Source organism: Haloglomus litoreum (genome assembly GCF_029338515.1).
Taxonomy (GTDB): domain Archaea; phylum Halobacteriota; class Halobacteria; order Halobacteriales; family Haloarculaceae; genus Haloglomus; species Haloglomus litoreum.
This window is the reverse complement of sequence record NZ_CP119988.1, coordinates 792,022-815,941: the sequence shown is the minus strand read 5'-3', so window position 1 is coordinate 815,941 and position 23,920 is coordinate 792,022. Positions and strand designations below refer to the sequence as shown.

The following is a 23,920-nucleotide window of genomic DNA, read 5'->3' as shown; positions in this document are numbered from 1 at the left end:
ACGGCGTACCTCGGTCATGACTGCGAGGAGAGCGGCTGTACTGGTCGTCGCGGTGCTCGTGTTGCTCGCCGGCTGCACGGACGGGAGTGGTCCCGCCGCCCCCGGTGGCGGGAGCGGCGGTGGCGGTGGAGCCGACGGCGGCGACGGAGGGGGTGGGAGCGACGGCGGGGACGGGACCGGTACCGACGGCTTCGCGGCCGCCGACCGCGAGCAGGCGCTCCGGGAGGCGGGGAGCTTCACGGCGACCTGGCGCTACAGCGGGACGGATTACGAGGGCGAGCGTGGCGAGATGACGGTCCGTCACATGGTCGACCTCGTCGGTGAGCGGTCGCTGACGAGCTGGGAGTCCAGCGACGGGGCGGAGACGGAAGGCTGGCAACAGTTCCACGCCGACGGCGTCACCTACAGCCGGTACGGCTCCGGAGAGGAGACCGTCTACACGAGCACGGCCGGCGACACCGACTTCGTGGCCACCAGTCTCGCGTACGGCGGCCTCTACGACGCGGCCGACACGGACGGGCTCGTCGCCCGCGGACAGGAGACGTTCGACGGCGTGCCCGTCACGCGCTACGAGTTCACGGAGGGCACCTCGCTGGCGTGGATGGCGGCCGCCGCGGGCGGTGCTGGGGGGACCGACCCAGAGGCCCTACGCGAACTGGACTGGACCTACACCGTCCTCGTCGACGGCGACGGCCTGGCACGACAGGAGACCTGGGGCTGGAGCGGGACGACGAACGACGGCCGGGCGGTGTCGTTCCAGGCCGAGTACAGCATCACCGGGGTCGGCAGCACCGCGGTCGCGGACCCGGCGTGGCTGGCCGCGGCCGAGGAAGCGAGCCGCTGAGCGACGCGGGACGGTCCGGGGGACCGAGCCGCCGCTGTGCGCGGTGGAAATACGAAGAAGGTGTAACTACGGTGCGGCTGCGTCGTCCAGCTTCAGACGCGGCGCGGGTTCTGGGCGCGGGGGCCCTTGTCCGTCTCGACGATGTCGAACTCGAGCTCCTCGCCCTCCTCCAGGTCCGGACCCTCGACGTCGTCCATGTGGACGAACACGTCGTCGTCTGCGTCTTCCGTCTCGATGAAACCGTAGCCGCCGGTGTCGTTGAAGAAATCAACTTTGCCAGTTGCCATACAACCACCGGGGAGAGTGGGACGTATAACCCTTCCGGGACGAGAACCCCCACGAGACGGGTTCTCACGCGGCGAAACAGCAATCGCGGGGGCGGCGCTGCTGCGGGTAATCCGAGCCCGGCCGTCGGCCGCTCCAGCCGGCCCTGACGGTCCCGTCGACCGCGTCCGGGCTCCCTCGGACACGGCCACACCCCCGATCGTCAAGTTCGAGCCGGGCTGCTCCCGGGGGACGCCCGAGGAGTGAACCGACGAGCGGTTGGGTCGCCGCCCGCCCCGGTGGGTCGACAGCCGTGTCACAGGTCGGCGTTACCGCGAGGAGTCGGTCCGGAGTCCGGGTGGGACCACCTCGTCAGCGGCGGTGGTCGGTTCCCCGAGGGAGGGCCGCGGACGACGGTAGGGGCGGTAACGGCCGCGGAAATCCGAGGTTAGCGGTTCGAAACCATCGCGTAAGCGGTCGGGACGCTGCATCGACTGGAGGCCAGTGGTGGCCAGGCATCGGCCGGCGGGCGGTAACGCGAGGTTGTTACTCGGTGGCCGCCGATGGCGAGCGATAACAAAGGGGGAGTCCGTCGACCGGTGGATTGCATGCCACGAACCACTGTCCGGTCGGTGGTCACTGTCCTGATTGCGCTGGCGCTCGTCGGGAGCGCCGCCGCCGGGACGACCATCGCACTGGGTACCACTCAGGAGGAACCGACACCCACCGAGGGTACACCGATGGCCGAGACACCTACAGGAACCCCCGCCGAGGAGGCACCAGAGGAAACACCGACAGAGGAGGCGCCAGAGGAAACACCGACAGAGGAGGCGCCAGAGGAAACACCGACAGAGGAGGCGCCAGAGGAAACACCGACTGAAGAGCCCACCGACAACGTGACCGAGGGCCCGAGTTACGTCCGGGCACTGCACGCATCGCCGGACGCGCCGCCGGTCGACGTCTACGTCGAGAACCAGACGTTCCTGACGAACCTCTCCTTCGCGAACGTCAGCGACTACGCGGAGCTCGCCCCCGGAACGTACAACCTCACCGTCACCGCGGCAGGTGACCGCGAGGCCGTGGTGTTCGATGGGGCCGTGGCTCTCGAGCCGGGCGCGGTGACCATCGCCGCCACCGGTGCGACCGAACCGAACACGCTGACCGAGTTCGCGCTGGTTGGCTACAGCGACGACGCGCCACAGCCCGCCGAGAACGAGTCCGCGCTCCGGGTCCTCCACCTCTCGCCGGACGCGCCCACGGTCGACGTGACCACGGCCGGCGGGGCCGTGGTAGCCGAGAACCTCACGTTCCGTAACGCCTCGGACTACGTGACCGTCCCGGCGGGGAACTACACGGCGGAGATCCGCCTGGCGACGGCGTCCAACGACGGGCCCATCGTCACGACGGCGAACGTCTCGCTCCAGGGCGGCTCTGCCTACTCCGCACTGGCGCTGGGCTACGTGGTCCCGGACAACAGCTCGCAGTCGTTCCGGGTGGGGCTCATCGAGGACGCCACGACGGTGACCGAGAACGGGACGACGACCGTCCGGCTCCCCGGCGACGACGGCATGGGTGAACCCACGCCGACGCCCGAACCGGAAGGAACGCCGACGCCCGAACCTGAGGGCACGCCGACCGCAGAACCTGAGGGCACGCCGACCGCAGAACCGGAAGCCACGCCGACCGAGGCGACGGCGGCCCCCGGAACGGAGACCGGGATGGCCGAGGACGGCACCCCGACGACGGCCTGACCCGACGACGGGCCGACCGTTCGGGCCCTCCACGGACGGTCCGGTCCCGCGACGAGTCCCGACATCGAGCGCCAGCAACGGAGGCGCTCGTTCGCAGACGGGTCCGGGACCGGCAGGCGGATTGATTGGGGGGCGCCGAGAAGCGCCGCCATGCTCCGCAGGCTCCGCGCGAACGGCCCGGCGCTTCTTGTCCCGGCGGCGTGGGCGGTCGTCATCGCCGCCCACGTCGACCTCGTAGCGACCCGTACGCTGCTCATCGCTCACGGCGTGATGGCGGTCCTGCTGGTGGGCTTCGCGGCGCTCTCCTACCGCGAGATGCGCGAGGGAATCCTCTCGGTCTGGTGGCTGGTCGTCGCCGCCGGCATCCCCGTCACGGCGGCCGGGCTGATCGGACTGGTCACCCCCGTTCTCGGCCAGGTCTTCCTCCCGCTCGCCGTCGGCGGCTGGATGCTGCTCCCGGGTGTGGGACTGCTCGAGACGGGGCGCGAGATGGCCGAGGACGGCCCGCGAAACGTCTACCTCGCGGCGGGGGGGCTCTGTCTCCTCGGTGCCCTCGTCTACTTCGGCGGGCTGTTCGCCGCCGGCGGGCAGCGCGCGCTCGTCGCCGGCCTCGTCATCGTCGGCGTCGGCCAGACGGCGGGCATCGTCGACGCCGTGGTCCGGTACTGAGACGACCTGGGGGTCGGAGTCGAGGAACACGTCGCCGGCGGACGTACCTTCATGCGCCGGCCACCACTCGTGGGGGCCATGCGCTCGCTCACGCGTGACATGGACGGCGAGGTGGCCATCGTGACCGGAGCCTCCTCCGGCATCGGCGCGGCGACCGCCCGGGCACTGGCCGACGAGGGGATGGCGGTCGCGCTGGCGGCACGGCGCGCGGACCGGCTGGAGTCGCTCGCCGCCGACATCGACGACGGCCCCGGCGAGGCGCTGGTCGTCCCGACGGACGTGACCGACCGGGATGCCGTCGACGACCTCGTGGCGGAGACGGTCGAAGCGTTCGGCGGCCTCGATACCCTCGTGAACAACGCGGGCGTGATGCTGCTCCAGCGGGTCGCGGACGCCGACCCGGACGACTGGCGGACGATGGTCGAGGTGAACCTGCTGGGCCTGATGCACGCCAGCAAGGCCGCACTCCCGCATCTGCGCGGCGGTGGCGACCTCGTGCAGGTCTCCTCGGTCGCCGGCCGGACCACCAGCCAGACCGCGGCCGGGTACAACGCCACCAAGTGGGGCGTCAACGGGTTCACCGACGCGCTCCGCAAGGAGGAGACGGAGAACGGCGTCCGGACGACCATCGTCGAACCGGGCGCGGTGGACACGGAGCTACAGGACCACATCCCCGACGAGGAGGTCAGGGAGCGCCTCGAGGGCTGGGTCGAGTCGATGGACGCCCTCCAGCCGGACGACATCGCCGCCGCCGTCCTCTACGCGGTCGGCCAGCCACGACACGTCAGCGTCAACGAACTCATGGTGCGGCCGACGGACCAGCGGTGACCTCGGAGCCGGGGGCGCCGATCTCCGGCGACGGAGACGTCTGCAGCCCCCCGACGCGCTGACGGGTCGGGCTACACGTCCTCGACGACCCGGTGCTCGACCAGCGTCAGGTCCTCGTCGACGAGGAGTTCCAGCCGGTCGCCGTCGTACGTCGTCTCCAGGGCCACCTCCCACGGGTCCTCGGACAGGACGGTCACGTCCTGGTCGGTCATCAGGAAGGGGAGTTCCCAGTGCGGGACGCTGGTCACGTCGAGACCGCGCCCGTGGAAGAAGCAGACCAGCTCCGGGCGGTACAGCAGCGCCAGGCCGACCGCCATGTAGTGTTCGTTCCCGCAGTGGCCGCAGACGTGGTTGACGAAGCAGTCGAACCGCTCGGAGCCCTCGGTCCAGACCGCCTCGCCGCGCCTGAAGCGTCGGTCGACGCCGTTGACGCAGATGGGACACACCCCGCGGGCGAACGCCAGCATCGTGTGGCGGTTGTACTGGTCGATGCGGGCGAGCAGATCGTCCGGGTCGACCCCCTCGACGGCACTCGGTGGCGCCATCGTCCGGGTGTAGACGTGGCCACAGCCCGAACAGGAGAGGTCGAACATGCCGTCGTCGTAGCTGGCCTCGGCCGTCGCACCGCAGAAGTAGCAGTCGAACCCCGCCGGGAACGGCTCGACGGTCGCACGGCGGTTGAACGTCCCCGCCTGGATGGTCCGGTAGAGGGTGGCGCCCGACGGACGCATCTCGTAGCCGTCCTCCGTCTGCCGGACGAACTGGCCGACCAGCTGCTGGAGGTGGTAGTTGAACTGGCCGCTGTCCATGTCCGGAGCGGCCCGCGAGCGCAGCTCCGAGAACGAGAGCCCCGACCACGGGTCCTCGCCCAGCACCCGGAGGATGGCAGCACGTGTCTCGTTGCCCACGAGCGCGAACGCGTCCGCGGGCTCGGCATCGTCGGCCGGCGAACTGTCGGTCATACGACGTGCCTCGGCGGCCGTCGTCAAGGGCCTTCGGCCGCGCACGGCGGACCGGCCCCCAGCCGACGGATTCATTTTTTGGCGTGCCGAAAAGTCACACGTCATGCCAACGGAGACAGGCACGGACGAGGAGGAGGCCGAGCCGGAGCGGACGCTCATCCGACAGGGCCGGGATTTCGAGCAGGAGTACCGGCTGAATGCCGCCGATGCCGGGGAGTTCCTGATCCGACTGGGCGAGCAGCTCCGCGACGACGAGGAACTCACCATCGTCGACGAGAGCGGCGATGAGGCCTGGGAACTCCCGTTCGCGTTCGGCGAACCCGTCGAACTGGAGATCGACTACGACGGCGTCGGCGAACCCGAACTGGAGATCGAGGTGGAGATTCCCGGCAAGGCCGGGGACGAGGCGCCGGACGTGCGCTGAGCGGGACCGGGCCGGCGGCTACGATCCGAGCCGGCGGGCGACGAGCCCCGCAAGCACCACCAGTGCACCGGAGACGAACGTCCCGGGAATCGGGAGGACGAACAGCACCGCGCCGAACGCGAGGACGAGTGTCGAGGCGTTCACATCTGGGGGTCACACCCCGTGACGGATACGTTCGGCGGCGACCACTCGGCCGCGGATACGCCCGGTGGCGCCTACTCGGTGGCGTCGTAGTTCTCGATGGCGAACTCGGCGGCCCCGTGGGCCAGCACCGCTGGGTGGATGTCGTGACTCCGTGCGAGGAGGAGCAGCGCGATACCGACCAGTTCCTCCAGGGGCACCGCGCCCGCGCCGCTCTCGTTGGTCCCGATGGTGGCGTTGAGGTCGCCGTCCTCGGAGACGGCAAAGAGGAACGCGTCGAGGTCACCCGCCCGCTCGAGGTTCTCCCGGGCGGTGGTCACGCTGGTCTCGTACACGTCTGCAGCGCCCAGGTCCATGGACCAGTATCGTCGGAAGCGGTCTAACTGTAGCGTCGCAGGGAACGCGGCTTCCCCGCCGTGTGGGGGTGTTCGAATCGCGTCGTTGCCACTCGTCTGCTCACGGTGTTCGTAGAACGAGTGCCGCCTCCCCGATTTGAACGCCGGAAGACTTCGCTACGCTCGTCTTCCGAGCCCCCGCTCGCTTCGCTCGCGGGGACGGGGGACAGCCCGATCTTCAGTCGGGCACGAAGGCTCTTCGAACGAGAATCGTGTAGCAGCAGGATGCCGCCTCCCCGATTTGAACAGGTGCGAGACGTTCCTGCTCGCCTCACTCCGTTCGCCTGCGCGGGGCTGCGACTCGCGTGTTCAAATCGGCTCAGGGGCAGTTCCGCGGCCGACGGCTCACTCGCTACGCTCGCTCGCGTGGTCGGCCGCAGAAACATGCCGCCTCCCCGATTTGAACGGGGGACAGCCCGATCTTCAGTCGAGTGCTCTCCCAGGCTGAGCTAAGGCGGCGTGCATTCGACCGAAGGACGATTCCGAACAAAAGGGTGTCGAAACCCCGCCACGGCGACACCCCTACAGCAGGAACACGTCCGCGGAGTCGAACGTCCGTCCACAGTCCCGGCAGGTGTACTCCATCCCGTCGTCCGAGACGAGCTGTCCGCCACACTCCGGGCAATCCGAGCCCGCTTGGCTTGACATACCCGCCGTAGACGCCCCCCCGACAAACGCCTTGCGCCGCTGTGGGGCCGCACCGGAGCCGAGTCCCGAGCGAGCGGCTGTCACGGCGGCATTATCTCGCTCCGGCGCGTTCCGTACCTATGGCACTCAGTGCACGCAACCACCTGCAGGGTACCGTGGTCGACCTCCGAACGGACGGCCTGATGGCCGAGGTCACCATCGAACTCGGTGACGGGCAGACCGTCACATCCACCATCACGAAGGGGTCCGCCGACCGCCTCGAACTCGCCGAGGCCGACGAGGTGGCCGCCGTGATCAAGGCCAGCGAAGTGATGGTGAACAAGGACTGAAGCCGTTCAGACCGTGAACTCGACCAGGGTGTAGCTGTCGGCACCCTCCACGCTCCCCGGGTTGACACCCTCCACGGGCTGGGTGTTCCAGAGCACCCGGACCGTGAGGCCCTCGATGTCACCCTCCGGGTCGAGGTAGACCGTCTCGCCGGCGTCCCACGTCTCACCGATGTCGACCTGCGGCGGATTGCCGCCGCTGGACTCCGCGAACGCCTCCCGTTCGCTCGCGTGGTCGTCATTCGCGGTGGTCGCGCTCCCGATGTCGACCGGCGTCGAGGCCGTCACGTACAGCTGGTCGATGGCGAGGGACTCGCCCGACTCGTGGGTGATTGCGATGAGCGGGTCGGCGTCGTCGGTGACGGCGTGCGAGACCTGCACCTGTGGCGCCTGTGGCTGGACCGAGTCCCCGAACGAGAGCGCGAACGTCCCGATGACGGACCCCAGCATGACCACTATCGCTACCGCCAGCACCGCCCCGATGACCGACGAGACGCCGCGCTGGTCCATCTGTTCACGCGAACGGAGGGGACCCACGGATAAACGTGGCCCGAGAGGCTTCAGAACCAGAGAAGACGCCAGCGAGCGACATCGGGTGACCGCCGGACGACTCGGACAGGCCGCATTCGCTCGCGGACTCTCAGTGGGGCCGGGCGGATTTTGAACCGTCGTCACTTCGCTCCCGCTGGTCGCTCGTGACGGGATTCAAACCGCCGGACGCATCGAACACGCCTCGCGGTGCTCGGCGGTTCTCAGTGGGGCCGGGCGGATTTGAACCACCGACCTCTTCCTTGTAAGGGAAGCGTCATAACCACTAGACCACGGCCCCGCATCCGCGAGTCAACGGGCGACCGGAATAACGCTTGCCTTCCATAGGGAGCCGACTAACCTACCACTTCCAGATTTATTCGAAAATTTCGGAATTTATGACGGCTTTTGGAATTAAAAAGCACCCATTATTCCATAATAGTGGTTCTGACCCGTTCGCGCTCGACCGTGCTCTCCCACAACGCTTAGTCCGCTCTCGCCCGTAGCTGTCGGCGATGGACACCCGTCGCGTGGCGATGGCGGTCGTGCTCGTCGGCCTGGTGGCAGCGGTGCTGACCGTCGGCACACAGGGGCTGCTGGCGCCGCTGCTGACGACGGACGGCTACCACCCGCCGAACTCGACCGCCGCGCCCGCGTCGGGGAACGGGACGGCCGGGAGCGGGTCCGGCGGCGCACAGGACACCTCGACGCCGGTCAACTCCGACTACCAGCACGCGACGGTCGTCGCCGTGGACGCGGAGACGGGCGACGAACTCGGACGGGTCCGGGCGGCCGTCGCCGAGAGCTACCGCCAGAAGTACACCGGCCTCTCCGAGACCGAGTTCCTGCCCAAGGACCGCGGGATGCTGTTCCCCTACGACGGGAACGACGACCACACGTACGTAATGCGGAAGATGAGCTTCGGTATCGACATCGTCTACGTCGCCGCCAACGGCACCATCACGCGCATCCACCACGCCGAGGAGCCGCCCGAGGGGGCCGACGGGAACGACTACGAGTACCCCGGCTACGGCCAGTACGTCCTCGAGGTGAACTACGACTGGACGACCCGGCACAACGTGACGGTCGGCGACGAGGTCCGCATCGAGGGGTACGGCGACGGCTGAGCCCCCGTGGACCGTGGTAGCGTGACGCCCTATCAGGAGGGTTACTGAAAGCGGTTTTAGCGAATCCTTTTCCGATTCAGTCCCGAATACGTGGTCGATGGACGTAGCGACGGCCGACGACGACGACCCGTTCGAGGAACAACGGGAGCAGGCCGAGAACCCGATGCGGCGGCTGTTCGCCGAGTACGGCGCCGAGAACAAGGTGGCGTTCGTGGTCGGGGTCATCTCCAGCATCGCCGCGCGGCTGCTCGACCTGGCGCCCCCGGTGCTGCTGGCGCTGGCTATCGACGCCATCTTCTCGACGACCGCCGAGCGGAAGTACAGCCTCCTGTTCGTCCCGGACGCGTGGATTCCGGCGACGGAGACGGGACAGCTCTACCTCACCGTCGGGCTCATCGCGGTGGCCTTCTTCGGCGGGGCGGCGTTCCACTGGACCCGGAACTGGGGCTGGAACTCCTTCGCCCAGCACATCCAGCACGACGTCCGGACGGACACGTACGACAAGATGCAGCGGCTGAACATGGACTTCTTCGCCGACAAGCAGACCGGCGAGATGATGTCCGTCCTCTCGAACGACGTGAACCGGCTGGAGCGGTTCCTCAACGAGGGGATGAACGCCGCGTTCCGCCTGTCGGTGATGGTGCTCGGCATCGCCGCCATCCTGCTGTACTGGAACTGGCAACTGGCGGTCGTCACGCTTGGCGTCGTGCCGCTCATCGTCCTGTTCACCTACAAGTTCGTCAAGACCATCCAGCCCAAGTACGCCGAGGTCCGCTCCTCGGTCGGGCAGGTCAACTCCCGGCTGGAGAACAACCTCGGCGGCATCTCCGTCATCAAGACCTCCAATACCGAGGACTACGAGTCCGACCGCGTCGAGGACGTCTCCGGCGACTACTTCGACGCCAACTGGGACGCCATCGGCACCCGGATCAAGTTCTTCCCCGGCCTCCGGGTGCTCGCGGGGGTCGGTTTCGTCGTCACCTTCCTGCTCGGTGGCGTCTGGGTCCTGAACGGGCCACCGCTGTTCTTCAGCGGTGACCTCTCGGCCGGGCAGTTCGTCGGTTTCATCCTGTTCACCCAGCGGTTCATCTGGCCCATCGCGCAGTTCGGCCAGATCATCAACATGTACCAGCGGGCCCACGCCAGTTCCGAGCGCATCTTCGGCCTGATGGACGAGCCCTCGCAGATCGCCGAGGACCCCGACGCCGACGAACTCGTCGTCGAGGACGGCGACGTCGTCTACGAGGACGTCACGTTCGGCTACGACGAGTCCGAGACCATCGTCGAGGACATCTCCTTCGAGGTCGAGGGCGGGGAGACGCTCGCCCTGGTCGGGCCCACCGGGGCGGGCAAGTCGACGGTCCTCAAACTGCTGCTCCGGATGTACGACGTCGACGAGGGCGCCATCTCCATCGACGGGCAGGACCTCCGCGACGTGACCATCCCCTCCCTCCGGCGGAAGGTCGGCTACGTCAGCCAGGACACGTTCCTGTTCTACGGCACCGTCGCCGAGAACATCACCTACGGCACGTTCGACGCCGACCGCGAGGACGTGATCGAGGCCGCGAAGGCCGCCGAGGCCCACGAGTTCATCACCAACCTGCCGGACGGCTACGACACGGAGGTCGGCGAGCGCGGCGTGAAGCTCTCGGGCGGCCAGCGCCAGCGCATCTCCATCGCCCGGGCCATCCTCAAGGACCCCGAGATCCTCGTGCTGGACGAGGCGACCAGCGACGTGGACACGGAGACGGAGATGCTCATCCAGCGCTCGCTCGACCGGCTCACCGCCGACCGGACGACGTTCGCCATCGCCCACCGGCTCTCCACTATCAAGGACGCCGACAACATCGTCGTCCTCGAGGACGGCCGCATCGTCGAGCGCGGCACCCACGAGGACCTCATCGACGACGACGGGCTGTACGCGCATCTGTGGGGCGTCCAGGCCGGCGAGATCGACGAACTCCCCGACGAGTTCGTCGAGCGCGCCCAGCAGCGCGACGCACGGCGCGTCGAGAGCGACGACTAACTCGAGCGTTGTTCCGACTCGGGTTCTCTCGCGCTCGCCTACGACGAGCGCTGCGGAACCACTCGTCGTCGTGGAATCGCGCTGCGATTCCACGGGCAATCAGAACGTGGAGCGTTCTGATGACGGCAACAAACGTTCAGAGAAAAGCCGCTGGCGAGCGGAGCGAGCCAGCGGTGGGGGCAACAGCCCGAACGTCGTCGGAGCGAGCTCCGACGGAAGTGAAACCGCGCCGTCGGCGCGGTTTGCAAGACTGCAGTCGTCCACCCGCTTCTCGACCCCCGCCTATTAGCCCGCTGGGGCCGCACGCCCGGGTATGAACCTCTCGAACCACACCTGGACCGACGCCCGGGACGCGGAGACCGACCTCGCCATCCTCCCCGTCGGCTCCACCGAACAGCACGGCCCCCACGCCCCGCTCGGGGTCGACCACCTCGCCGCCGAGGCCATCGCCGCGGAAGCCGCCGAGTGCTACGCCGACGAACACGACGCAGACCCGGTCGTCGCCCCCGCCGTCCCGGTCGGCGTCGCCGAGGAACACCGCGCGTTCGACGGGACCCTCTGGGTCACCGAGGACACCTTCCGCGACTACGTCGCCGACGTCTGCCGGTCGCTGGCCCACCACGGCTTCGACCGCGTGGTCGTCGTGAACGGACACGGCGGGAACACGGGCGCGCTACGGGAGGTCTGCGGCCGACTCACCCGCGACGGCGACTGCTACGCGGTCCCGTTCACGTGGTTCGACGTGGTCACCCCGGAGTTCGAACTCGGCCACGGCGGCCCCACGGAGACGAGCCTGATGTTGCACCTCGCGCCGGACCTCGTTCGCGAAGAGCGCTACGAGGAGGCCGCCGCTGGCGCGGGCCACGGGTTCGGCGTCTTCGTCGACGGCACCAACCTCGCCTACGACTTCGACGAGTTCTCCGAGAGCGGCAACCTCGCGGACCCCTCACCCGCGACGGCCGCGGAGGGCGAGCGCCTGCTCGCGTCGGCGGCGGACGCCTGCGTGAACGTGCTGGCGGCCATCGACGAGCGGGAGTGGAAGCCGGAGAGGTAGCTTCTACCCTGAGCCACACTGTCGCTATCGCGAAAGCATCGAGAAGCTCCGCCGGATACGTCGTTATTCCGCCTCGTCCTCCGCTTCCTCGTCGGCGTCGGCGGCCTCGTGGGCCTCCTCCAGCGCCGAGCGGACGCCCGGAATCGTCGAGGCGAGGTCCGAGACCTCCTCGTGGGCGGTCTCGATGTCGCCGAACAGCTCCTCCAGCTCGCCGATCTCCGCCTCGAGGTCGTCGGCGTCCTCGAACGCGTCGGCGCGCTGGCCGAGGACGAACTGCTTTTTCGCCTCGCGGAGGTGCTCCTCGGCGTCGCCGAGGTCGAGTGCGCCCTTCAGCGCGTTCAACACGCCCAGCGTGTTGTCGGCCTCCACGTCCCAGATGCTGTCAGGCTCCGGGAGCGCGGCGCGCGCCTCCTGCAGGGCGCCCTCGACCTCCTCGCGCATCTCCATCGTCGCCTCGTCGAACAGTTCGTCGTCGTCGAAGGTGGACTGACTCATGGGCCCGCGTTGGCCCGGATAGGGTTTAAAGAAACGCCGGAAACCGGAAGTGAAACCCGGAGCGACGGGCCCCGAGCGGTTCGTCCAGCCCGACTCAGGTCCCGTGGTCCCAGGAGCCCATGTACTCCTCCTGTTCGGCGCTCAGCGCGTCGATGTCGATGCCCTCAGCATCGAGTTTCACCTCGGCGACCTCGCGGTCCAGATCGTCGGGCACCTCGTGGACGCCGGCGTCGTACGCGTCGGGGTTCTCGACGAGTTCGCGGACGGCGACGGCCTGCACGCCGAACGACTGGTCCATCACCTCGACCGGGTGGCCCAGGGCGATGGGCGAGGCGAGGTTGACGAGTCGGCCCTCCGCGAGGACGTTGATGCGCCGGCCATCGGGGAGCTGGTAGGCCTCGACGCCGTCACGGACCTCCTCGCGCGAGTCTGCCATGTCGCCGAGCTGGTCGAGGTTGATCTCCACGTCGAAGTGGCCCGCGTTGGCGAGGACGACGCCGTCCCCCATGACCTCGAAGTCCTCGCGCGTGATGACGTCGCGGTTGCCCGTGGTCGTGACGAAGATGTCGCCCTCGGCGGCAGCCTCGTTCATGGGGAGAACCTCGTACCCCTCCATGTGTGCCTCCAGCGCGCGCCGGGGGTCGACCTCGGTGACGACGACGTGGGCGTTCTGGCCGGCGGCCTTCTTCGCGACGCCGCGGCCGCAGTAGCCGTAGCCCGCGACGACGACCGTCTTGCCGGCGAACGAGAGGTTCGTCGTCATCGAGATGTTCGACAGCGAGGCCTCGCCCGTGCCGTGGACGTTGTCGAACAGGCGCTTCATCGGCGTGTCGTTGACGGCGAACATCGGGTAGTCGAGGGCGCCGTCCTCGGCCATCGCGCGGAGCCGGTGGACGCCCGTCGTGGTCTCCTCGCAGCCGCCGACGATGGAGTCGATGAGGTCTGGGTGCTCCTCGTGGATGCGGAAGACGAGGTCGCCGCCGTCGTCGACCGTGATGGTCGGCTCGTGGCCGATGACGGCCTCCATCGCCTCGTAGTAGGCCTCGTCGTCGACGCCGCGCTCGGCGTAGGAGGTGATGGACTCGTGGGCGTCGAGGGCGACACTCACGTCGTCGTGCGTCGAGAGCGGGTTGCAGCCCGTGATGGCGACCTCGGCGCCGGCCTCGGCCAGCGTCTCGGTCAGGACGGCCGTCTTCGCCTCGACGTGCATCGCCATCCCGACGACCTCGCCGTCGAGGGGCTGCTCGTCGCGGAACTCCTCGCGCAGCGACTCCAGGATGGGCATGTGCTGGCGTGCCCACGCCATCTTCTGTCGGCCGGATTCGCGGGCCGCGTCGGGGTCGTCGACCCGCGCGGTGATGGACTCGGTCATGCCCGAGCGGAGGAAGAGCGGCCGGAAAACGCTACCGAACGCCCGCGCGGTGCTGCCGCTACCGAATCGAGAACGGGAGATGATGGAGTAGAGCGGACCGCAGGGAGAGTCGACTCAGCGCCTATCGACCGGGGGCGCCACCGCTGTTGCCGGGCGCGGCGTCGTCATCGTCGTCCTCGGAATCGGTGTCGTCGTCCTCCGTCTCGGTCTCCTCATCGTCCGCTTCCTCGTCCGTCTCCGCGTCCTCTTCCGTCTCCTCATCCTCCGCATCCTCTTCCGTCTCCTCTTCCTCTTCCGTCTCCTCTTCCTCATCGTCGTCACCGCGGTCCTCCGGCGGGCCGCGCTCCCTGTCCTTGTCGGGGCCACGGTTCTCCGGCGGGCCGCGCTCGCGGTCGGTCTCGTTGCCGTCGTCGTCCCCCGTCACGAAGGCCGGCGGACCACGGTCGTCGGTCTCGTTGCCCCCGTCGCCGAAGACGAAGGCCGGCGGGCCGTTACCCTGACCGGGATTGTTCGCGGTCACGAACGCGGCCACCTGCAGTCCGATGTTCCGGGACTGGCTCTCGTTCGCGTCCGTGCGCTGCTGGACGAGCTCACCGACGAACGAGGCGACGGTCTGACCGAACGGACCCTCATCATCCGAGTCCGTGGTGTTGGTCTCGTTGAGGTCGGTCTCGTTCTCGGTCTCGTTGTCGTCGGTGTCCGTCTCGTTGATATCGTCGCCGTCTTCGGTCTCGTTCAGCTCCTCCTCGGCGTCGGTCTCGGTCTCGGTCTCGTTGTCGTCGGTATCCGTCTCGTTGTCGTCGGTATCCGTCTCGTTGTCGTCGGTATCCGTCTCGTTGATATCATCGCCGTCTTCGGTCTCGTTCAGCTCCTCCTCGGCGTCGGTCTCGTTCTCGGTCTCGTTGCTGTCCGAGTCGTCATCGTCCTCGACGGCGGTGTTGCCGCCGTCGTCCACCGTGTTGCCGCCGTCGTTGCCTGTTTGTGCGGTCGCGGCGGCTGCCGCCGGGGCGAAGGCCGTCAGGACCATCGCCACCACCATGGCGACCGCGAACAGCTTGTGTCGGGTGCGGGTCATCGTCACCTGCTCGTAGCCGTTGCCCTCCCATAAACCGGGGTCGACGTTCGTTCCGTTCACCCCGTTCAACACCAGCTGGCGACTCCCCCGAGACGGACTCAGACCATTCGATAAAGTTTAGAAGCAGTTCTGAGCCACTCTCGTCGAACCCTCACTCGTCGGAACGCATGCCGGGAATAGGGCCGTGGACGCGGCCCGAAACGGACCGTCTCGCGGGGCGATGGCGCGAACGCTTTAGTACCGGTCAGTCCCCGTCCTCGGCCCGGTCGACCGCCGCCCGTGCCCGGCGGCCGGCCTCGCGCTTCGTCGCTGCGGCGTCCAGCGTCAGCACCTCGCGGTCGCGCATCAGCACGTGGCCATCACAGACCGTGTGGCGCACGTCGGCCGCGCTCGCGGCGTACGCGAGGTGGCTCACGAGGTCGTGCCGGGGCGTGAGGTGCGCGGCATCGAGGTCGAGAACCGCGAGGTCGGCGGCCGCACCGGCCTCCACCCGGCCGCCGGGCAGCCCCAGCACCTCGGCGCCGTCCGCGGTCGCCATCTCGACGGCGGCCTCGGCGGGTACCGCACTCGCGTCGTCCGCGGCCAGTTTGCCCAGCATCGCGGCGTCACGCAGCTCGTCGAACATCGAGAGGTCGTTGTTCGAGGCCGCGCCGTCGGTCCCGAGCGCGACCGGGACCCCGGCGTCCAGCAGCTCCTGCACCGGCGCCATCCCGCTCGCGAGCTTCATGTTCGACGCCGGGCAGTGGACGACGCCGGTGCCCGTCTCCGCGAGGACCTCTATCTCGCTCTCGTCGAGGTGGACACCGTGTGCGAGGAAGTCCTCGGACTGCAACAGTCCGCGCTCGCGGGCGAACGCGAGCGGCCGCTGGCCGTGCTCGTCGACGATGGGTGCGACCTCGTCGCGCGTCTCGTTGGCGTGCAGGTGGACCGGGACGCCGGCCTCGCGCGCCGCGGCGACGTACTCGTCGAGCAGGTCGGCGTCGACGGTGGTCAACGAGTGGGGCATCAGCGCGGTCCGGACGCGCCCGTCCGCCGCGCCGTCGAACTCGCGCGCAACCTCCAGCGACTCCTGGAAGTCCGCACGCGCCGCGTCGTCGTCCTTCCCGACGGTCACGACGCCGTGACCCAGTCGCGCGCGCAGCCCCGCCTCCGCCACCACGTCCGCGACCTGCCCGACGTGGAAGTACATATCCGCGAACGCCGTCGTCCCGGACTGTATCATCTCCAGGACGCCGAGTCGCGCCCCGGCACGCACGTCCGCCGGCTCGAGGACGCCCTCGACCGGCCAGATGTCCTCCTGCAGCCAGGCATCCAGCGGCTTGTCGTCGGCGTACCCCCGGAGCAGCGTCATCGCGACGTGCGTGTGGGCGTTGACGAGCCCCGGCATGACGAGCGAGTCTTCGGCGTCGAGCGTCGCCTCGGCGCCGGGGAGGTCGTCGGGGTCCCCGACGGCCTCGGTGACGCCCGCCTCACGGTCGACGAGGACGTCCGCGCGCTCGACGGTCATATCCGGTCGGAGGACGTGCCCGCCGGCGATCCGGTAGGTTCCCGTCTCTTCGTTCATTGCTACCCGCTTCTCGGGTGGCCCGCGTGAATGTGGCGGATGTAGATAATCGTCAAAAAAGATATTTCCGACTTCAAACACCCCCATTACCCACCTACCGCGATTTTATATGTGAAATTCAAGTATTTCATGAGACAACTGCGAAGCCCTCGCGCGCTCCGGGTCCCTGACTTGCTGCGCTCCTCACTCGCTCCCTGCGGTCGCTCGTTGCGGTGCTTGCGTCGTCAGATGACCCGGAGCACGCTCGCCCTTCGATTCCCCCAGGGACGTGGAACGTGTCACGGGCGCGGCGGCCCTGCCCTTCCCCAGGTCGCGCGGGTTCGCTGCTCGCGGCTGACGCCGCTCGCGGGGGCGCGGAGCGCCCCGCAGTGCTCACCACGCGCTCCCGGCCCGTTGGATTGTGGCGGGGCGTGTATCCCGTCAGTCGAAGCGGCGCGCGCTGGCGGCTGTGCCGGGGGCCAGCCGCCGAGCACGCGTGAGGGACGGGCATCACAGCGACCGCAGGGAGCGAGAAGCGCAGTCGGCTGGGGAGGCGTGAGGCCCACGCTATCTGACTGACGAATACGCGGTCCTGCCGGATTCGAAGGGCGAGGCCGCTCCGTGGTGCCTCGGCGACGCAAGCACGCGAGCGGAGCGAGCGCGCACAGCGAGCCGCGGCCCCGGAGCGGCCGAGGGCTTCGTAGGTGGCCGTATCGTCGTCGCAAGGGACGGCGGTAGCATCTGAGGCGCCATCGTTGCCGAGTCCGGAGCTGTCAACGCCCGACCCACCGAGCGGACCCTTATACCTCCCCGACACCTAGACACCCACATGACAGACACCGAGACGGCGACGTTCGCGGGCGGGTGCTTCTGGTGCATCGAGGCGGCGATGAAGGAACTCGACGGCGTCCACGCGGCCGAGTCGGGCTACACCGGCGGCCACACCGAGGACCCCAGCTACCGCGAGGTCTGCTCGGGGAGCACGGGCCACGCCGAGGCCGTGCAGGTGGCGTTCGACCCCTCCGTCATCACGTACGAGGAGCTACTGGAGGTGTTCTTCTCCATCCACGACCCGACGACCGAGGACCGCCAGGGCCCGGACGTGGGCTCGCAGTACCGCTCGGCCGTCTACTACCACGACGACGAGCAGAAAGCGCTCGTCGAGGGGTTCATCGAGGCGCTGGAGGACGAGGGTGTCTACGAGGACATCGTCACGGAGGTCGAACCGCTGGGCGAGTGGTATCGCGCCGAGGAGAAGCACCAGGACTACTTCGAGAAGAACCCAGATCAGCCCTACTGCGCCGCGCAGGTCCGGCCGAAGGTCGAGAAGGTCCGCGAGAAGTTCTCCGCGAAGGTGCGGGCGGACGGGGGCGTTCCGGAGGCGTCGAGCGAGTCACTGGCCGACCGCGTGCGACGACTGTTCCGGTAGGTGTTCTCCGGCCCCTGATCGGATGCTCTGGCCGTTCTGTGACGAAGATTCGCCGTCCAGCAGATAAGTTTAATATATCTTATAGTCTTATAATAGCATGAATCGACGTACGTATCTGGGTAGCTGTGCGGGCGCGGGGCTGGTCGCGCTCGCGGGGTGCCTCGACGCCGTCGCGGGGCGGGTGACCCGGACGGCGGCGACGCCCGCGTTCCTGCTGGCGCCGCCGGGTGAGAAGGACGCCCCGGTTCGCCGCTCCGCGCACCTCCTCCGTGCGCTGGACTCCGAGATCGACTCGGGGAACCCCGCGCTCGGGACCGTCCGGGTCCGAGGCTGGCTCACCGGGAGCCAGTTGCGAACAGCCAACTACAACAACACCCGAAGCAACCGCTCGGGCGTCCGGTCCACGGACGACGACTCGGATGGCGATGGCGACGACGGGACCGAGCGGGCTAACAACCACAACACGACCCGGAGCAACCGCATCAATCCCGTTCGTGGGGAGGGCGACGGCAGCGACGAGACCATCGACATCGACCGGGCGCTGGCCTACCTCGACCCGGACGACGACGGCGACGGGGTCCCGACCGCGGACGCCCCAGTCGTCGGCGAGACGTTCGTCGTCACGGCCCCGGTGGTCGACCTCCCGGGCGTCTCGGACCCGGCCGCGGCCGCCGACCACGCCGACTACGTGAAGAACATGGTCACGGGCGCCCGCGCCGCCTCGCCGACGAGCGAGGAGACCGTCCTCCGGGACCTGACGACGCCGACGCTCGTCCGCGGCCACCCGCACAAGCCGCTCCGGCCCCCGAAGGAGGTAGACAAGGCCTCCCCGCTGCTGTTCACCAGCACCGCCGGGGACGACGACGAGCCGTTCCGGGTGGCGGACCCCTCGCTCCGGTTCGCGGGCGAGAGCGAGGCCGACTCCCAGAGCGGGTTCGCCGTCGGGCGGGCCGTCGCCACGCTCGACGGTGGCGTCAGGCTCCCGGTGCTCGTCTTCGCCCAGCGGCTGATCCACGGCGGCGACCACGTCTTCGTGGCGGGCTGGGTGCTCGACGAGTCGCGCCTGTTCACCAACGCCACGACCGTCCTGTCGGCCACCGGCCGGACGCCGATGCTGGGCCTCCGGGCCGGACGGGGCAACGGGGAGGCACTGGAGGAGGTCGAGAACGCGACCGGCATCGCCGTCGACACGCCGACCGACGGCCAGGTGTACCTCGACGGCGAGGCCGAGGGGATATGCCCCGGCCCGGACCACTGCGGCTTCGGGAGTGACGCGGGCGAAGCCGCTGGGCTGGACGCCGCGCGGGCCTCCCTCGACGGCCGCGACCCCGACCGGGACGACGAGCTCTTCCTCTTCTGGATCCAGCTCGACGGGCCGCTGGCCCACTTCGACGGCGACGGCGACTACCGCGCGGCCTGGCGGAAGGTGACGACGCGGTGAGATGACCGAAGCGACCGCTCGGTCGGCGGAGAACGCCCGGCGAGCCAGTCAGTTTCCGGACTCGTTCAGGTAGCGGAACGCTGGGCTGTTCCCGGAGTGCTCGATTACGGCGATCACCTCGCCGTCGAGCGTGACTCGTAGCGTCTCGAACTCCGACGGCAGCGCGACGGAGGCGCTCACCGTGGTCCTGGGCTGGCAGTCCTCGGCGGGCGCCTTCGTCGGCGTCTCGGACTCCGTCGTCAGCGCGAGTTCCCACCGTCCGTCCCCGGCCTCGGTGATGTCGCCGCGGACGGCTAGGTTCGGGTCGTCGTGACTGAACGAGTAGTTCTCGAGGTAGACGGCGCGGTACTCGCCCGCGCCGCCGCCCGCCTGGCCGACCCAGGCACGTGGCTCGTCGCCGGCGAGACAGCCGGTCGCGGCGGTCGTCGTCATCGAGGGGACGCTGACGCCGGACTGGGTGGGCTGGACCAGGCCGACGGCCAGGCCGCCGGCGAGGGCGCCAACCACCAGGCCGACGAGGAGGACCGCGATACGGGAATCCATGATCTCACCACGCCGAGCGCGGAGAAAAGGCTACCGTGACACGTGACGGCGTCCTGACCGAGGACCCAAGACCTATGGCGAGCTATACCGACCCCTCGCGCATGTCCGCCCTCCAGGCCCTCCAGCGCTGCCGCCGGGAACGGCCGCGCTGGACCGCTGTCGCCGTCGCCACGCTCGCGATCCTGCTGGCGTGGCCCGTCGTCGACTGGTGGCTCCGCGGCATCGAGGTCGCGCCGCAGTTCCGCTTCTGGGACTTCGGAGCGTACGGCAATGCCGTCGACCGCTGGCAGGCCGGCGAGGCGCTCTACGTCCGGAACGACAACGGTGGCTTCCACGGCAGCTACCTCTACCCGCCGTTCTCGGTGCTGCTGTTCTACCCGTTCGTGGCGCTGTTCGAACCCGACATGACGCGACTCGTCTGGAGCGCCGCCACAGTCCTGTTCATGTGGGTCGGGCTGCAGGCGCTGGTCGCGTCGCTGGGCCGGTCGCTCTCCGTGCCCGAGCGACTGCTGGGCCTGCTCGCCCTGCTGGGCTTCCAGCCGTTCCTGCTGGGAATCAAGATGGGCCAGACCGTCGGCGTCACGGGCGGGCTGCTCGCCCTGGCCGGCGCCGGCGTGGTGAACGACACCGCCGGCCGACGGCTCCGGGGCGTCTGGGCGACGCTCGCCGGCGTCACGACCGCCCTCGTCGGCCTCCTGAAGCTCCCGTTCGCCCCCGCGGGTGCCCACCTGCTCCGGAGCAAGCGCCGGTTCGCCGCGGCCGTCGGCACCGGTCTGGTCCTGCTCGCCCTCTCGGTCGCCGTCTTCGGCATCGACAGCCACCGGCTCTACCTCGACGTGCTGGCGTGGGGCGTCGAGTCGGGCGGCGGCGCGCGGAACCCGGCGCTCTGGCTGCCGCCGTACTTCAAGCCGCTGGCGTGGCTCTCCGGGAGCATCGCCCTCCGCCTGGTCGGCAGCGCCATCGTCGTGGCCTACGCCGTCCTCGCCGCGGACGCCGACCGCGAGGTGTTCGCACTGGGCGTCGCGAGCATCCCGCTGCTCGCGCCGCTCGTGTACACGTACTACTTCACGGCCGTCCTCCCGGCGGTCGTCGTCCTGCTCGCGGTCGAGTTCGACCACCCCTCGGGACGGCCGACGATCCCGCTGGTCGGGTTGCTCCTGCTCCAGTTCCACAGCTACGGGCTGAAGTTCCTCGTCGACAACGTCCCGGACGCGATTCCGGCGTTCACGGCGCTGCGCCCCGCGTACTTCCTGCTCCAGCCCGGCCTGTGGGGGAGCCTCGTCCTCGTCGGGCTGGCCGCCGCACGGGTCGCCGAACAGGTGGAACTGCCCGGCTGGCTGGACGCATGGCTGGCGGACCTGCGGTCCGACGAGAACGATATCGAAGCCGACTGAGCGAACGGACGAACCGCGGCGAACCAGGCTGACGCGGCCGGTCAGTCCCCGAACGGCCCCATGCCGCCCATGCCGCCACCGCCGCCACCGCCGCCCTGCATCTGCTTCATCATCCGCTGCATGTCGCCGTCGCCCATCCCCTGGAACTGCTTGAGCATCCGGGCCATCATCTTGTGCTGTTCCAGCAGTTCCCGGACGACCTCCTCGCCCTGCCCGGAGCCGCGGGCGATGCGCTCGACCTGTGACTTGCCGATGGAGCGGGGCTGCTGCAGTTCCTCCTCGGTCATCGAGTCCATCACGACCTCGAAGTTGCGCATCCGGTCCTGGGTGACGTCCATCGCGTCGTCCGGGAGCTGGTCCATCAACCCGCCACCCAGCCCCGGGATCATGTCCATGACCTGGTCGAGCGGCCCCATCTTGTTCATCGCGTTCATCTGCTTGCGCATGTCGTGGAGGGTGAACTCCCCCTCCATCAGGTCCTCGGGGTCCCAGTCGTCGTCCTCGGCCTGGGTCTCCTCCATCGCGCGCTCGACGCGCTCGGTCAGCTGCTTCAGATCGCCCATCCCGAGCAGGCGGGAGATGAACCCCGACGGCTCGAACCGCTCGATGTCCTGTACCTCCTCGCCGGTCCCGAGGAAGGCGATGGTCGAGTTGGTCTGGTCGACGGCCGCGAGGGCGCCACCACCCTTCGCCGTCCCGTCCAGCTTCGTGATGACGACGCCGTCGATGCCGACCGCGTCGCCGAACGCCTTCGCCTGGTCCTTCGCCCCCTGGCCGATGGCCGCGTCGAGGACGAGCAGGTTGTGGTCCGGGTTCACCTCGGCCTCGATCTCCTCGAGTTCGTCGACGAGTTCCTCGTTCAGGCCGGAGCGACCCGAGGTGTCGACGATGCGGACGTCGGCGTCCTTCGTCTTCTCGAGGCCGTCGCGGGCGATCTTCACGGGGTCCTCCTCGTCGGGGTCGCCGTAGAAGTCCACCTCGGCCCGCTCGGTCATCTGCTTGGCCTGGTCGTACGCGCCCGGGCGGAAGGTGTCCGTCTGGATGACCGCGGGACGGAGCCCCTTCTTCGAGAACCACCAGGCCATCTTCGCCGCCGTCGTCGTCTTCCCCGACCCCTGCAGGCCGGCGAGGACGATGGTCTGTGGTTCGAGGGGGATTTCGGTGGAGTCGCCGACCAGCGCGACGAGTTCCTCGTAGACGATGCGGAGGATGTGGTCGCGGGCAGTCGTCCCGGCTGGTGGCTCCTCGTCCAGGGCGCGCTCCTTGATGTCGTCGGACAGCGCCTGGACCAGCGCGATGTCGACGTCGGCCTGGATGAGCGCGCGCTGGATCTCCTTGACGATCTCCTCGACGTCCTCCTCGCTCAGGCGGGACTGCCCCCGGAGCTTCTCGAGGGAGCCGCGCAGCGAGGAGCCGAGATTGTCGAGTACCATTTACGCGGGGTAGACGGTCGGGACGCTAAACGCTTTCCGTGGACTCCGACCCGCCCCGGCCGGTCAGTCGCTCCCGCTCGGCGTCGAGTCGTGGCTCGCCGGCCCGTCGCTGTCGGCCTCCGTCTCCGAATCCGTGCCCGTTCCGCCGGGGTCGACCTCCCGGGACGCGTCCCCATCGGCGTCCGCATCGTCGCCCTCGTTCCCGTCTCCGGACTCCCCGGCGTCCGGCTCGCCGGAGACCGCCGCGTCGGCCGGGGAACCCTCCTGGGCCGTCCGGTCCTCGGTGTCCGGCTCGGCGTCCGACTCGATCTCTGGTTCCCGTCTGTCGCCCGCGAGCGATTCGACGGACCGGCCGTGGCGGACGACCCGCTCGGCGACGACGAACTTCCGGGTCCGGTCGAGGCCCGCCCAGTCGAGACCCTCTGGGGGGTCGGCTTCGAACGCCTCGTACTGGTCGATCACCCGCTGGTTGACGTGTCGCTCGAACTCGCCGCAGCCCTCGCAGGTCCGCGTGAGGTGCGAGACGTCGTACGACCGGGTGACGGTGCCCTCCATGCAGTTCAGACACCGGTACGTTCGGGAGACTGGCACTACAACCCCTTTGGGGCCGGAAGGGGTAATACCTACGGACTGGTCCCGGTGACGCCGGGCAGCGGTGGTCCCGTTCTGTGCCCGAACCATTCGAGAACCGGCGAGGGACCGCCCGAACCAGCACCGCTCACCGGGGCTCGCTCGGCCCTGCCGTGCAGTTGAAGCGCTCCCCCGACGACACGCCGGTATGGTCACCGACGAGGAACTCGTCGCGGCGGCGCGCGAAGCGTGCGAACGGGCCTACGCCCCCTACTCGGGCTACGACGTGGGGGCCGCCCTCCTGGCGCGCGACGGCACCGTCTTCCGGGGCTGCAACGTGGAGATGATCACCTTCACCAACACCATCCACGCCGAGAGCGGCGCGCTCGGGGCCGCGGTCGCCGCCGGCCACCGCGAGTTCGACGCCGTCGCCGTCGCCTCGGGCGAGCGCGACGGGGTCACGCCCTGCGGGCTCTGCCGCCAGACGCTGGCCGAACTCTGCGACGACGACCTCCGGGTGCTCTGTGACGTGGGCGACGGCATCAAGGAGTGGACGCTCGGCGAACTGCTGCCGGGCGCGATGTCCGGCGACGAGGTCGAGCACCAGCGCTGAGACCGGCCCCGCCGCTGGAACGGTG

At 69.1% G+C, this 23,920-nt stretch carries 26 protein-coding genes and 2 tRNA genes; 13 read left to right on the top strand and 15 right to left on the bottom strand.

Features of this window, described 5'->3' with window-relative positions; genetic code table 11:
• Positions 1 to 16: 16 nt before the first annotated feature.
• Positions 17 to 844 carry a DUF7537 family lipoprotein gene (locus tag P2T62_RS04020; RefSeq protein WP_276260202.1) on the top strand — a complete coding sequence of 276 codons (828 nt, stop codon included), beginning with the start codon at positions 17 to 19 and terminating at the stop codon, positions 842 to 844.
• Positions 845 to 936: 92 nt separating this feature from the next.
• Here the strand turns inward: P2T62_RS04020 and P2T62_RS04015 are convergent, their stop codons facing one another.
• On the bottom strand, positions 937 to 1,131 hold the full coding sequence (locus P2T62_RS04015) for a cold-shock protein (protein WP_254821166.1): 195 nt from the start codon (positions 1,129 to 1,131) through the stop codon (positions 937 to 939).
• Between the two features lie 585 nt (positions 1,132 to 1,716).
• Between P2T62_RS04015 and P2T62_RS04010 the strand changes: the two genes are divergently transcribed.
• The 3 genes from P2T62_RS04010 to P2T62_RS04000 all read left to right on the top strand — a co-directional run bounded on the left by P2T62_RS04010 (position 1,717) and on the right by P2T62_RS04000 (position 4,356).
• Positions 1,717 to 2,859, top strand: a complete 1,143-nt coding sequence (locus tag P2T62_RS04010) for a DUF4397 domain-containing protein (protein WP_276260201.1) — start codon at positions 1,717 to 1,719, stop codon at positions 2,857 to 2,859.
• A 150-nt stretch (positions 2,860 to 3,009) separates the two neighbouring features.
• A complete protein-coding gene (locus P2T62_RS04005; protein ID WP_276260200.1) occupies positions 3,010 to 3,528 on the top strand; it encodes a hypothetical protein in 519 nt (172 codons plus the stop codon).
• Positions 3,529 to 3,606: 78 nt separating this feature from the next.
• Positions 3,607 to 4,356, top strand: coding sequence for an SDR family NAD(P)-dependent oxidoreductase (locus P2T62_RS04000; protein ID WP_276260199.1), 750 nt, complete (start codon positions 3,607 to 3,609; stop codon positions 4,354 to 4,356).
• Between the two features lie 71 nt (positions 4,357 to 4,427).
• Here the strand turns inward: P2T62_RS04000 and P2T62_RS03995 are convergent, their stop codons facing one another.
• Positions 4,428 to 5,318, bottom strand: coding sequence for a winged helix-turn-helix domain-containing protein (locus tag P2T62_RS03995; protein WP_276260198.1), 891 nt, complete (start codon positions 5,316 to 5,318; stop codon positions 4,428 to 4,430).
• Between the two features lie 103 nt (positions 5,319 to 5,421).
• Here P2T62_RS03995 and P2T62_RS03990 point away from each other — a divergent pair, with 103 nt between their 5' ends.
• On the top strand, positions 5,422 to 5,742 hold the full coding sequence (locus P2T62_RS03990; protein WP_276260197.1) for an amphi-Trp domain-containing protein: 321 nt from the start codon (positions 5,422 to 5,424) through the stop codon (positions 5,740 to 5,742).
• A gap of 18 nt (positions 5,743 to 5,760) precedes the next feature.
• Here the strand turns inward: P2T62_RS03990 and P2T62_RS03985 are convergent, their stop codons facing one another.
• The 4 genes from P2T62_RS03985 to P2T62_RS03970 all read right to left on the bottom strand — a co-directional run bounded on the left by P2T62_RS03985 (position 5,761) and on the right by P2T62_RS03970 (position 6,926).
• Entirely contained in the window at positions 5,761 to 5,886 is a 126-nt protein-coding gene (locus tag P2T62_RS03985; protein ID WP_276260196.1) for a hypothetical protein, read from the bottom strand.
• Between the two features lie 71 nt (positions 5,887 to 5,957).
• Positions 5,958 to 6,239: a hypothetical protein gene (locus P2T62_RS03980; protein ID WP_276260195.1), complete on the bottom strand. Its 282-nt coding sequence runs from the start codon at positions 6,237 to 6,239 to the stop codon at positions 5,958 to 5,960.
• Between the two features lie 424 nt (positions 6,240 to 6,663).
• Positions 6,664 to 6,737: transfer RNA gene (locus P2T62_RS03975), tRNA-Phe, on the bottom strand.
• 63 nt (positions 6,738 to 6,800) lie between these two features.
• Positions 6,801 to 6,926, bottom strand: coding sequence for a hypothetical protein (locus P2T62_RS03970; RefSeq protein WP_276260194.1), 126 nt, complete (start codon positions 6,924 to 6,926; stop codon positions 6,801 to 6,803).
• A gap of 119 nt (positions 6,927 to 7,045) precedes the next feature.
• Here P2T62_RS03970 and P2T62_RS03965 point away from each other — a divergent pair, with 119 nt between their 5' ends.
• Entirely contained in the window at positions 7,046 to 7,255 is a 210-nt protein-coding gene (locus tag P2T62_RS03965; protein WP_276260193.1) for a TOBE domain-containing protein, read from the top strand.
• 6 nt (positions 7,256 to 7,261) lie between these two features.
• On the opposite strand, the gene P2T62_RS03960 is transcribed toward P2T62_RS03965, so the two are convergent.
• Together P2T62_RS03960 and P2T62_RS03955 are read right to left on the bottom strand one after the other, a co-directional pair.
• Positions 7,262 to 7,762 (bottom strand): type IV pilin N-terminal domain-containing protein, encoded by a 501-nt coding sequence (locus tag P2T62_RS03960; RefSeq protein ID WP_276260192.1) that lies wholly within the window; start codon positions 7,760 to 7,762, stop codon positions 7,262 to 7,264.
• Positions 7,763 to 8,008: 246 nt separating this feature from the next.
• A tRNA-Val gene (locus P2T62_RS03955) sits at positions 8,009 to 8,081 on the bottom strand.
• 214 nt (positions 8,082 to 8,295) lie between these two features.
• On the opposite strand from P2T62_RS03955, the gene P2T62_RS03950 reads away from it, so the two are divergent.
• The 3 genes from P2T62_RS03950 to P2T62_RS03940 all read left to right on the top strand — a co-directional run bounded on the left by P2T62_RS03950 (position 8,296) and on the right by P2T62_RS03940 (position 11,987).
• Positions 8,296 to 8,907 (top strand): DUF192 domain-containing protein, encoded by a 612-nt coding sequence (locus tag P2T62_RS03950; RefSeq protein ID WP_276260191.1) that lies wholly within the window; start codon positions 8,296 to 8,298, stop codon positions 8,905 to 8,907.
• 97 nt (positions 8,908 to 9,004) lie between these two features.
• Entirely contained in the window at positions 9,005 to 10,933 is a 1,929-nt protein-coding gene (locus tag P2T62_RS03945; RefSeq protein ID WP_276260190.1) for an ABC transporter ATP-binding protein, read from the top strand.
• A 313-nt stretch (positions 10,934 to 11,246) separates the two neighbouring features.
• Positions 11,247 to 11,987, top strand: a complete 741-nt coding sequence (locus P2T62_RS03940; RefSeq protein WP_276260189.1) for a creatininase family protein — start codon at positions 11,247 to 11,249, stop codon at positions 11,985 to 11,987.
• 63 nt (positions 11,988 to 12,050) lie between these two features.
• Here P2T62_RS03940 and P2T62_RS03935 read toward each other — a convergent pair whose 3' ends face one another.
• From P2T62_RS03935 to P2T62_RS03920, 4 genes are all read right to left on the bottom strand, one after another.
• The gene (locus P2T62_RS03935; protein ID WP_276260188.1) at positions 12,051 to 12,482 is read right to left on the bottom strand and encodes a DUF5790 family protein; all 432 of its coding nucleotides are present in this window, start codon (positions 12,480 to 12,482) and stop codon (positions 12,051 to 12,053) included.
• 94 nt (positions 12,483 to 12,576) lie between these two features.
• The gene (locus P2T62_RS03930; RefSeq protein ID WP_276260187.1) at positions 12,577 to 13,854 is read right to left on the bottom strand and encodes an adenosylhomocysteinase; all 1,278 of its coding nucleotides are present in this window, start codon (positions 13,852 to 13,854) and stop codon (positions 12,577 to 12,579) included.
• A 121-nt stretch (positions 13,855 to 13,975) separates the two neighbouring features.
• Complete coding sequence (locus tag P2T62_RS03925) at positions 13,976 to 14,989, bottom strand: hypothetical protein (RefSeq protein ID WP_276260186.1); 1,014 nt, start codon at positions 14,987 to 14,989, stop codon at positions 13,976 to 13,978.
• A 184-nt stretch (positions 14,990 to 15,173) separates the two neighbouring features.
• Positions 15,174 to 16,493, bottom strand: a complete 1,320-nt coding sequence (locus P2T62_RS03920) for an amidohydrolase (RefSeq protein WP_276260185.1) — start codon at positions 16,491 to 16,493, stop codon at positions 15,174 to 15,176.
• A gap of 808 nt (positions 16,494 to 17,301) precedes the next feature.
• Here P2T62_RS03920 and msrA point away from each other — a divergent pair.
• Positions 17,302 to 17,901 (top strand): peptide-methionine (S)-S-oxide reductase MsrA, encoded by a 600-nt coding sequence (msrA, locus tag P2T62_RS03915; RefSeq protein ID WP_276260184.1) that lies wholly within the window; start codon positions 17,302 to 17,304, stop codon positions 17,899 to 17,901.
• A 97-nt stretch (positions 17,902 to 17,998) separates the two neighbouring features.
• Positions 17,999 to 19,342, top strand: a complete 1,344-nt coding sequence (locus P2T62_RS03910; protein ID WP_276260183.1) for a hypothetical protein — start codon at positions 17,999 to 18,001, stop codon at positions 19,340 to 19,342.
• A gap of 48 nt (positions 19,343 to 19,390) precedes the next feature.
• Here the strand turns inward: P2T62_RS03910 and P2T62_RS03905 are convergent, their stop codons facing one another.
• Complete coding sequence (locus P2T62_RS03905; RefSeq protein ID WP_276260182.1) at positions 19,391 to 19,885, bottom strand: hypothetical protein; 495 nt, start codon at positions 19,883 to 19,885, stop codon at positions 19,391 to 19,393.
• A gap of 101 nt (positions 19,886 to 19,986) precedes the next feature.
• Here P2T62_RS03905 and P2T62_RS03900 point away from each other — a divergent pair, with 101 nt between their 5' ends.
• On the top strand, positions 19,987 to 21,279 hold the full coding sequence (locus P2T62_RS03900) for a glycosyltransferase family 87 protein (protein WP_276260181.1): 1,293 nt from the start codon (positions 19,987 to 19,989) through the stop codon (positions 21,277 to 21,279).
• 41 nt (positions 21,280 to 21,320) lie between these two features.
• Here the strand turns inward: P2T62_RS03900 and P2T62_RS03895 are convergent, their stop codons facing one another.
• Positions 21,321 to 22,712, bottom strand: a complete 1,392-nt coding sequence (locus tag P2T62_RS03895; protein WP_276260180.1) for a signal recognition particle protein Srp54 — start codon at positions 22,710 to 22,712, stop codon at positions 21,321 to 21,323.
• 63 nt (positions 22,713 to 22,775) lie between these two features.
• Complete coding sequence (locus P2T62_RS03890; protein ID WP_276260179.1) at positions 22,776 to 23,303, bottom strand: hypothetical protein; 528 nt, start codon at positions 23,301 to 23,303, stop codon at positions 22,776 to 22,778.
• A gap of 187 nt (positions 23,304 to 23,490) precedes the next feature.
• On the opposite strand from P2T62_RS03890, the gene cdd reads away from it, so the two are divergent.
• A complete protein-coding gene (cdd, locus tag P2T62_RS03885; RefSeq protein ID WP_276260178.1) occupies positions 23,491 to 23,895 on the top strand; it encodes a cytidine deaminase in 405 nt (134 codons plus the stop codon).
• Positions 23,896 to 23,920 lie beyond the last annotated feature (25 nt).

What these genes read in the sequence shown, in the direction of transcription:
- P2T62_RS04020 (WP_276260202.1), top strand. Translation starts at nt 17, where the DNA reads ATGACTGCGAGGAGAGCGGCTGTACTGGTCGTCGCGGTGCTCGTGTTG.
- P2T62_RS03995 (WP_276260198.1), bottom strand. Translation starts at nt 5,318, where the DNA reads ATGACCGACAGTTCGCCGGCCGACGATGCCGAGCCCGCGGACGCGTTC.
- P2T62_RS03895 (WP_276260180.1), bottom strand. Translation starts at nt 22,712, where the DNA reads ATGGTACTCGACAATCTCGGCTCCTCGCTGCGCGGCTCCCTCGAGAAG.
- P2T62_RS03910 (WP_276260183.1), top strand. Translation starts at nt 17,999, where the DNA reads ATGAATCGACGTACGTATCTGGGTAGCTGTGCGGGCGCGGGGCTGGTC.
- P2T62_RS04000 (WP_276260199.1), top strand. Translation starts at nt 3,607, where the DNA reads ATGCGCTCGCTCACGCGTGACATGGACGGCGAGGTGGCCATCGTGACC.
- P2T62_RS03905 (WP_276260182.1), bottom strand. Translation starts at nt 19,885, where the DNA reads ATGGATTCCCGTATCGCGGTCCTCCTCGTCGGCCTGGTGGTTGGCGCC.
- P2T62_RS03980 (WP_276260195.1), bottom strand. Translation starts at nt 6,239, where the DNA reads ATGGACCTGGGCGCTGCAGACGTGTACGAGACCAGCGTGACCACCGCC.
- P2T62_RS04010 (WP_276260201.1), top strand. Translation starts at nt 1,717, where the DNA reads ATGCCACGAACCACTGTCCGGTCGGTGGTCACTGTCCTGATTGCGCTG.
- P2T62_RS04015 (WP_254821166.1), bottom strand. Translation starts at nt 1,131, where the DNA reads ATGGCAACTGGCAAAGTTGATTTCTTCAACGACACCGGCGGCTACGGT.
- P2T62_RS03900 (WP_276260181.1), top strand. Translation starts at nt 19,987, where the DNA reads ATGTCCGCCCTCCAGGCCCTCCAGCGCTGCCGCCGGGAACGGCCGCGC.
- P2T62_RS03950 (WP_276260191.1), top strand. Translation starts at nt 8,296, where the DNA reads ATGGACACCCGTCGCGTGGCGATGGCGGTCGTGCTCGTCGGCCTGGTG.
- msrA (WP_276260184.1), top strand. Translation starts at nt 17,302, where the DNA reads ATGACAGACACCGAGACGGCGACGTTCGCGGGCGGGTGCTTCTGGTGC.
- P2T62_RS03920 (WP_276260185.1), bottom strand. Translation starts at nt 16,493, where the DNA reads ATGAACGAAGAGACGGGAACCTACCGGATCGCCGGCGGGCACGTCCTC.
- P2T62_RS03990 (WP_276260197.1), top strand. Translation starts at nt 5,422, where the DNA reads ATGCCAACGGAGACAGGCACGGACGAGGAGGAGGCCGAGCCGGAGCGG.
- P2T62_RS04005 (WP_276260200.1), top strand. Translation starts at nt 3,010, where the DNA reads ATGCTCCGCAGGCTCCGCGCGAACGGCCCGGCGCTTCTTGTCCCGGCG.
- P2T62_RS03935 (WP_276260188.1), bottom strand. Translation starts at nt 12,482, where the DNA reads ATGAGTCAGTCCACCTTCGACGACGACGAACTGTTCGACGAGGCGACG.
- P2T62_RS03970 (WP_276260194.1), bottom strand. Translation starts at nt 6,926, where the DNA reads ATGTCAAGCCAAGCGGGCTCGGATTGCCCGGAGTGTGGCGGACAGCTC.
- cdd (WP_276260178.1), top strand. Translation starts at nt 23,491, where the DNA reads ATGGTCACCGACGAGGAACTCGTCGCGGCGGCGCGCGAAGCGTGCGAA.
- P2T62_RS03930 (WP_276260187.1), bottom strand. Translation starts at nt 13,854, where the DNA reads ATGACCGAGTCCATCACCGCGCGGGTCGACGACCCCGACGCGGCCCGC.
- P2T62_RS03945 (WP_276260190.1), top strand. Translation starts at nt 9,005, where the DNA reads ATGGACGTAGCGACGGCCGACGACGACGACCCGTTCGAGGAACAACGG.
- P2T62_RS03965 (WP_276260193.1), top strand. Translation starts at nt 7,046, where the DNA reads ATGGCACTCAGTGCACGCAACCACCTGCAGGGTACCGTGGTCGACCTC.
- P2T62_RS03940 (WP_276260189.1), top strand. Translation starts at nt 11,247, where the DNA reads ATGAACCTCTCGAACCACACCTGGACCGACGCCCGGGACGCGGAGACC.
- P2T62_RS03960 (WP_276260192.1), bottom strand. Translation starts at nt 7,762, where the DNA reads ATGGACCAGCGCGGCGTCTCGTCGGTCATCGGGGCGGTGCTGGCGGTA.